The sequence below is a fragment of the Hyalangium sp. genome (assembly GCF_035629615.1).
GTDB lineage: Bacteria > Myxococcota > Myxococcia > Myxococcales > Myxococcaceae > Hyalangium.
In genome coordinates, this window is sequence record NZ_DASPHO010000398.1 from 1 (window position 1) to 7,270 (window position 7,270).

5 protein-coding genes are annotated in these 7,270 nt (G+C 68.5%); all 5 read right to left on the minus strand.

Features of this window, described 5'->3' with window-relative positions:
* Window positions 1-18: 18 nt before the first annotated feature.
* Complete coding sequence (locus VD972_RS20555; RefSeq protein ID WP_324989551.1) at window positions 19-2,820, minus strand: beta-propeller fold lactonase family protein; 2,802 nt, start codon at window positions 2,818-2,820, stop codon at window positions 19-21.
* A 397-nt stretch (window positions 2,821-3,217) separates the two neighbouring features.
* Window positions 3,218-4,393, minus strand: coding sequence for a glycosyltransferase family 2 protein (locus VD972_RS20560; protein ID WP_324989553.1), 1,176 nt, complete (start codon window positions 4,391-4,393; stop codon window positions 3,218-3,220).
* A 177-nt stretch (window positions 4,394-4,570) separates the two neighbouring features.
* The gene (locus tag VD972_RS20565; RefSeq protein ID WP_324989555.1) at window positions 4,571-6,613 is read right to left on the minus strand and encodes a zinc-ribbon domain-containing protein; all 2,043 of its coding nucleotides are present in this window, start codon (window positions 6,611-6,613) and stop codon (window positions 4,571-4,573) included.
* A gap of 36 nt (window positions 6,614-6,649) precedes the next feature.
* Window positions 6,650-7,033, minus strand: a complete 384-nt coding sequence (locus VD972_RS20570; RefSeq protein WP_414654093.1) for a ComEA family DNA-binding protein — start codon at window positions 7,031-7,033, stop codon at window positions 6,650-6,652.
* A 9-nt stretch (window positions 7,034-7,042) separates the two neighbouring features.
* Window positions 7,043-7,270 (minus strand): ACT domain-containing protein (locus tag VD972_RS20575; protein WP_324989556.1); only part of this gene is annotated, 228 nt, incomplete at its 5' end.

Here is a 7,270-nt window from a genome sequence, read left to right on the forward strand (position 1 = left end):
GGGGGGGTGGGTTGCATTTCAAGGCGTACTATATGGGTTGGCCGGGTCGCTGCCCGCCGCCCGCTCGTCCCCGTCGAGGAACCCGTCGAGATCCCGATCAATTCCGATGCGCACGCCCGAGCGTGGCGGTGTGCAGGTGTACGTCAGCATGCCGCCGCTCGCGACAACCGCCGTCCGGAGAACCAGATCGGGGATGTGGGCCAGCGCCTGCCGGTCGCCCGCGAACAGGCCGCTGCCCAGGTAGAGAAAGCCCACCTCCAGTCCCGCGATCCGGCCCTTGGCCACCAGGTCGCACTCGCCAGCCCCCGCGCGCGCCTTCAGCAGCTGGATGCGAGACCCCACCACGGCCTGGCTGGCAGCCGTCAAGGTGACCTGCTGGCCGACAATGGGCGCCAGGTTGCTGTCAAAGGCCAGCATGAACTTCTCCATGTCCTGCTTGGCCTTGGTGCCCTCGGGTGTGAGCGGGATGCCGGGCTGGTTGAAGATCGGGTGGAAGTCGAAGCCGCTGTTGAAGAGGAACAGCGTGGGGATGCTGCCGTCGCTGTTGAAGCCGATGCCGCGGACCTGCTCGCCCAGGAACGGATCCTCCCCCACCGAGCCGAAGCCGAAGCCAGCGCCGAACATGCCCACCTTCTGGTACATGTTGCGCAGGTGCGGGACCTTGGGGAACAGCGGCTCCGCGTCGAAGGACGAGACGCCGTTGCCTCCGAAGAAGCCCTTGAAGCGGCCCTCCTCGGGGTTGGCGTTGGGCTCGAGCTTGTGGCAGGCGCCGCACGGGCCATGGAAGAAGCTGGTGACGTCGAGGAAGAAGTCCTTGCCCGCCTGCTGATCCGCCGTCAGTGAGTTGTCCAGGTTCCGGATGGGGTTGGGCGGGTACATCACCTGGAGGATGAAGTCGGTGAACTTCTGCAGCTCCGCAGGGGTGAGCTGCGCGCTCCGCCCGAGCAGATCCTGGAAGGCTGGGTTGAACTGCTTGAAGGCCGCCTCCTCGTTGAACACGCCGCTGTTCGGCTGAGCGTTCGGCTCGTCGAAGCCGCCATTGCGGTCTCCTCGCCAGTGCATGGAGCCGTGGTTGGCCATCCCGCGCAGACTCTGCGTCGCCAGGGGGCCCTTCATCGGGTGGAAGCGGGTGTCCTGGCCGAAGGTGGGATCGTCGCCGAACTCGGGCAGCCCCGGGACGATGGGGCTCGGGTTGGCCTTCACGACGCCGTCCGGGTTGCCGAGATCCCAGCTCAGGCTGTCGAAATCTCCGAAGATGTGGCAGCTGGCGCAGGACGAGTCACCGTGGCTCGAGCTGTTCCGCGCGTCGTAGAGGAACCGACGCCCCTCGACGATGCTCGTCGGCTCGGGGTTGTACATGGACAGGTGCGCGATCTCCTGCCGGGTGGTGGTGTTGATGACGGAGAGCGAGTTGTCGAAGCGCGTCAGCACGTACAGGCGCCGGCGAGACTCATCCAGCACCATGCCGGTGGGGCCACCGCCGCTCACCGGGATCTGGTTCGCCGTGCTCGGCACGAAGGTGTCGGCCTCGAGCGCCGAGGTGGAGTAGACGCCGATCTTCGAGGAGCCGAAGGCGGCCACATATAAGGTGGAGCCATCGGAGCTCACCGCCATCCCCAGCGGCTGGGCGAGGCTCTTCTCGCTCTCCGGGTTGGGGTTCGGGGCGCAGCAGGCGCTGTAGTTGATGTGCTTGTTGAGGTGCCGCGGGGCGACGCCCGCGGGGCTCAGCACCGAGATCCGGCTCTCGTGCAGGTGCCCCCGGAGGCTGGTGCCTGCGAAGGTGCCGGGGCCCTCGAAGCGCAGATCGTTCCGGCCCTCGGTGTTGCTGACGTACACCTTCCCGCTCACCGGGTTGACGGCCATGTTGAAGAGGACGGTGCCGACGCCGGTGTAGAAGCCGGTGGGGCCCGGCAGCTGCGCTGGCGGGTTGGCTGCGGCGGCAATGGCAAACACGTCCTTGTCCGGCAGGGAGAACCTCACCTTGTCCGTCCACGGGCGGCCCAGCACGTCCAGCCAGTCCAGGCCGTTGAACTTGAGGATGATCGAGGTCTCCGGAGCCAGCTCGCCCTGGACGTTGACGTTCGGCCCGGGGACGCCGTCCTCCGACTCACCGCCATTGGGCACCGCGCTCTCGTGGAGCACCGTGGTGCGGTTGCCGGAGTGGAACACGGCCGCGTAGACGCGCGAGCCGTCAGGCGTCGCGGCGAGCGCGCGCGGCGTGTCGCCGAACAGGTTCACGATCGTGAGCGGGTTGCCCCCGAGCGAGCCGCCCAGGTTCTCGGCATCGAAGACCCAGACGTCGGCCCGTCCCACACCCTCCGTGGTGAGCTGCGGATTGAAAGGGGCATTCTGGCCGCGGTGGGCGGCGGTGATGAAGGCGCGCCGCTTCTGAGGCCCGGCGAAGACGATGTCGCGAGGCTCGTCACCGACGAGCAGGGTCCGCGTGACAGCACCACCGCGCCCGTCGTGGCCGAGCCGGACCACGCTCACGCTGTCAGACAGGTGATTGACGACCCAGACCTCGTCATCGCTGCGAGCGGCGACCGCGACAGGCTCCAGCCCCACGGGCACGGAGGAGCGATGCACCAGGCCGCTGTTCTCGACCTTGAAGATCTCGAGGCGGTTGTCCGGTGTATTGACGGCAAAGAGGAGCCTGCCGCTGGGGGAGAGCGCCAGCGGCCGGACCTGACCGCTCTCAAAGAGAGTGAACTCCGCCGAGGGTGGCGACGACGCGTGAGCCCCCGTCAGGCACGTGAGCAACGTTAAGGCAACGACTGCCCTCAAAGAATGACAGCTCAAAGCCTGACCTCTGGCGTTCATTGGCTTTCCCCCATTGCCCAGCACGAGCCTCGCTCGCTGCTAAAAAGTAAAGATACGAACAGAGGGGATCGTGCGCCTAAGGAGCCTTGCTGTAAATACCGGAAGAAGATTTCGCGGTAAGGAAATCGTGTGAGCCCGCAGGTCGGGGTCAGGTTCACCCCACGGAAGCGGGAACACGCTCACCAGTGACGGGCCTACAGCAGCTACGTGCTGGCGCTCACCTTCACGGGAGCACTGGCCTGGGTCCGGCGCCTGGGCTGGAACTCCAACTCCGAGTCCCAGGCGATGGCCCTCACCACCGATGGATCTGGAAATGCGGCGATCCCACGCCGTAGTGCCAGGAGGAGGGACAGATAGAGCCTCTCGTGCGGGGTGGCACGAGAGGCTCAGGCGCAGCTCAGGCGCGGGCGGTGCGGTCCCACGCGGCCTTCTGCGCGTTGCGCAGGAACCGCCAGAAGCCCACCACGATGGCGAGGTTCATCGTCACGAAGTAGTAGGCCATGGAGGCGATCCGGCGCCCTGTCCCCGTCAGCACCCCGGTCTTCCCAAGGTACGCCAGCGCGTAGAACATCACCTGCGTGAAGAGCGTCAGCCGGTAGAACACACTGTCCAGCAGGAATACGTTGGCCAGCAGCGCCACCGCCATGAGCGCCGGAGCGCACCAGCGCAGCAGCTTGTGGGACCAGAAGGCGAACGCCGGGAAGCCCGCCGTGGGCAGCAACAGCCCCGGCACCAGGCGCAGGCTCTGGAAGTTGCCCGCGGCGATCCGCGCCCGGCGGCCGAACTCCTTGCCGTAGTCCTCCGTCGTCTCCTCGTGCGCGACCGCGCCGGCCTCGTAGACCACCTTGTAGCCCTGCTCGAGGATGCGCAGCGGGATGACGAAGTCATCCACGATGGTGGACGGCGGCAGCTGCGTGAAGAGCCTGCGGCGGATGGCGTACAGCCCACCGTTGGCGCCGACCACCGCGCCGCGCTTGCCCTCGTAGAACTTGATGAGCGACTCGTAGCTCCAGTAGACGCTCTCCTCGTAGTCCTGCTTCGTGGGGTTGTAGAGCCGCAGCTTGCCGCAGACGGCGCCCACGTCCGGATCCTCGAAGTGGCGCACCAGCGCCTCGATGGCCTCCGGCTCGATCATCGTGTTCGCGTCCGAGAGGACGATGATGTCTCCCTGGGCCGCGGGGATGCAGCGGTTGAGCACCGTCGTCTTCCCGGCTCGCGGCGCCGGCGACAGCCGCACCCGCGAGTCCGTGCACTCCTGGACGATCTCATCGGTGCCGTCGGTGGAGCCGTCCGAGCCGATCAGCACCTCGAAGCGGTTCGCCGGGTAGGCCAGCGCCAGGCTGTTCTGCAGCTTCTGCCGGATGCAGCTCGCCTCGTTGTAGGCGGCCACCACCAGACTCACCGAAGGCAGCGGCCCAGGTTTGTGCGCCGGGAGACGCTTCTCCCCCGCCCGCATGGAGCGGACGGTGTGGAAGACCTGTGCCACACCCTCAATCGCGAACAGCCACAGTGGGTAGAAAAAGTATGTGTGCAGCAGCAGCAGTGCCGCGCACCAGAAGAAGACCTCCGCCATCACCCTCGCCTCCACGTTCCCGAGTGCTCGAATCCAAGGAGGGGTCAGCAAAGGACGTGCCGCGAGAGCCTGGAGCCACTGCCCTCAGAGAGAGGGGGGAGCCTCGCCGGCCGAGGCGTGCAACGCTGAACTTTCTCCAGCCCTGAGAGAACTGTGGGCTGAAATCCACGCTCTGCGCTAAGGGGCAGGAGCGCCGGAGGCCGCCCGCTTCTGGAGCTTGAGAGCAAGCGTGTGGTTCGGGTTGAGCGCCACCACCGGGCCGAGCAAGGCCTGGGCCGCGGCCAGATCGTTCTGCCGCAGCGCCAGCCGGGCGCCCAGCACATAGGCGCGGAAGAACGTCTTGTCCTGCTCGCGCACCTTCGCCAGCTCCGCGCTCAGCTCATGCAGCGCGGCCGGCGGTGACGAGGCGTTGAGGCCGTACTCCACGCGCGTGACGATGCTCCAGAGTGGTGGGGACTCGAGCTTGGCCAGCTTGTCGGCCAGCGCGATCGCCTGGGGATTGCCCCGGACGCTCTCGTGGACCGCCTGCGCCTTCCACCGCGCCACCACATCCGCCGAGGGCTCCGTCTCCGGCGCCGCGCGGAGGGTGGGCAGGAGCTGATCCAGCTGCTTCGTGAGCTCCGTGGCTGCCGCCTCGAGAGGACGCTTCTGCTGGCCGAGGGCCGCCAGCTCCTCCTTCCGCGCATTGATGCGGCTCTTCCAGTCGGCCGGGGACTTCGCGAGCTCCAGGGCACTGAGCTCCCTGTGGGCCCGGTGCTCCTCCTGAGTCAGCCACTCGAGCTCGACCTTCACGTCATCGAGCTGAAGCGAGAGCGCGACCACCAGCTCCGCCTGGGCCTCGGTGAACTTCGGGTACTGGGCCACCACGATCGTCAGCATGTCGATGGCCTGCTGCCGGGAGGTGGCGTCGTCCCGCCGCAGCAGGCTCACCGCCTGGTCCTTGGTGGACAGCGCCTCGGCCGGCAGCTCCACGCTCTGGTTGCGCCAGACCGGGTACGACAGCACGGCTGTCAGCCCCAGCGCCACGATGGCCGCCAGGATGATCAGGACTCGCTCCCCCCTACCTCCCGAGGCCTGCTCCGAGACGGACCTGTCGCCCGCGGAGGGACTCGAGACGAGCATCTCGGGGGGCAGCTCAATGGGCGCGGTATGGCGCCTGGGCATGATGGGCCCGCTCCGCTCCACGGCCGGTTCCGGCGGGAACGACGGGAGCCCGATCCCAGGCAGCGCGGCCGGCTCCTCGGGCAGCGCAATGGCCGGAGCCGACCTGGAGGGGCCTGGCCTGGACGGAGCAGGTCCAGGCTCGGCCATCCACGGCGTGGGCGCCGGGGGCAGGACCGACGCCGCGCCGAAGACCTGCGTCGTGGTGGCTGGCGACGAGGCTTTCGCGGCGACTGCAGCCGAACCGAACGACTGAGTGGTGGCCGGTGATGGGGCCTGCGCGGTGACCGACGCCGCGCCAAAGACCTGGGTCGTCGTGGCGGGCGACGAAGCCTTGGCGGCGACCGCAGCCGAACCAAACACCTGCGTGGTGGATGCAGCGGGAAGCGGCGAGGGAGCTGCGGGAGGCTGCGCCGGAGCCGAGACCGGACCGAACACCTGCGTCGGTGCGCCCGCGGGAAGCGGCGAGGGAGCCGAGGCCGCACCGAACACCTGAGTCGTGGCGACCGCTGGGGCCTTCGTGGGGACGGAGGCTGCACCGAAGACCTGCGTCGCGGCCGGCGAGGAGGATGGCTGAGGTACCGCGCCGAAGACCTGGGTCTTCCCCACGGAGGCCCCGGACGCCCCCCCCGGCGCGCTGGCGGGAATCGTTCCGGAGCCGTAGGCCGGGGTCCTGTCGTACAAGGGCGGCCCTGCGGAGGCGCCTGGAGGAGCCGTCCCAGAGCCGTAGGCGGGTGTCCTATCGGAAGCGCTCTCCCCTCCGGGCATGGGGACCGCTCCGAAGACCTGCGTCGTGGTGGGGCTGGGGCCTCCCGGCCTCGTGGAGGACGCGTAAGGGCTGCCGAAGACCTGGGTGCTCGTGCCGACCGCCGAGCGGGGAGCCCCTCCAGCCTTGGGGCCCGTGCCGCCCTGTCCCTGACCCGGGACGAGGACCTCGCCGGAGGGCATCGCCGTGAAGACGAAGCTGCAGCGCGTGCACTGCACCGAGGCCCCCGAGGGCGGCAGCAGCCGAGGGTCGAGGTCGTACTGCATCGAGCACTGAGGGCAGGCGATCTGCACGAACCGTGCTTACCACACGAGGCCGTGGGACGGCTCCTATCGTAGCTCGGTGGCTGCCTGGAGGGTCTCCAGCTTGGCAGCGCCGATCCCGGAGACGGCGTCCACCTCGGTCCAGCTCGAGAAGCGCCCCTGGGCCTCGCGGGCCTCCACGAGCTTGCGCGCCAGCGAGCGCCCGACGCCTGGCAGCCGGGCCAGCTCCTCCTCCGAGGCGGAGTTGAGGTCCAGCTTCAGCCCAAGTGCCAGGGCCTGCGCGCCCTGGGGCGGGGCCCCCTCTCCACAGACGGCCACTCCGTCTCGGAACCGCACCGAAGCGGGCTCGCAGTCCAGCGCCGGAGTGGAGCTCGGCCACCACCACCGCGCCACCCCTCCGAGCGCCATCAGCCCGAGGGCCGCGGCGGCAAGTGAGCCTGTCCGGTTCACGCTCAGCCCTTACTCGGCCACGCCCTCGACGGCGGGCTTGTCCAGGCCAAACGCCGTGTGCAGCTCGCGCACCGCCAGCTCCGTGTAGTTGGAGTGGATCACGCAGGACACCTTGATCTCAGAGGTGGAGATCATCTGCACGTTGACGCCCGCGCCGGCCAGCACCTTGAACATCTTCGCCGCCACGCCCGAGTGGTTGCGCATGCCCACCCCGACGATGGACACCTTGGAGATCTG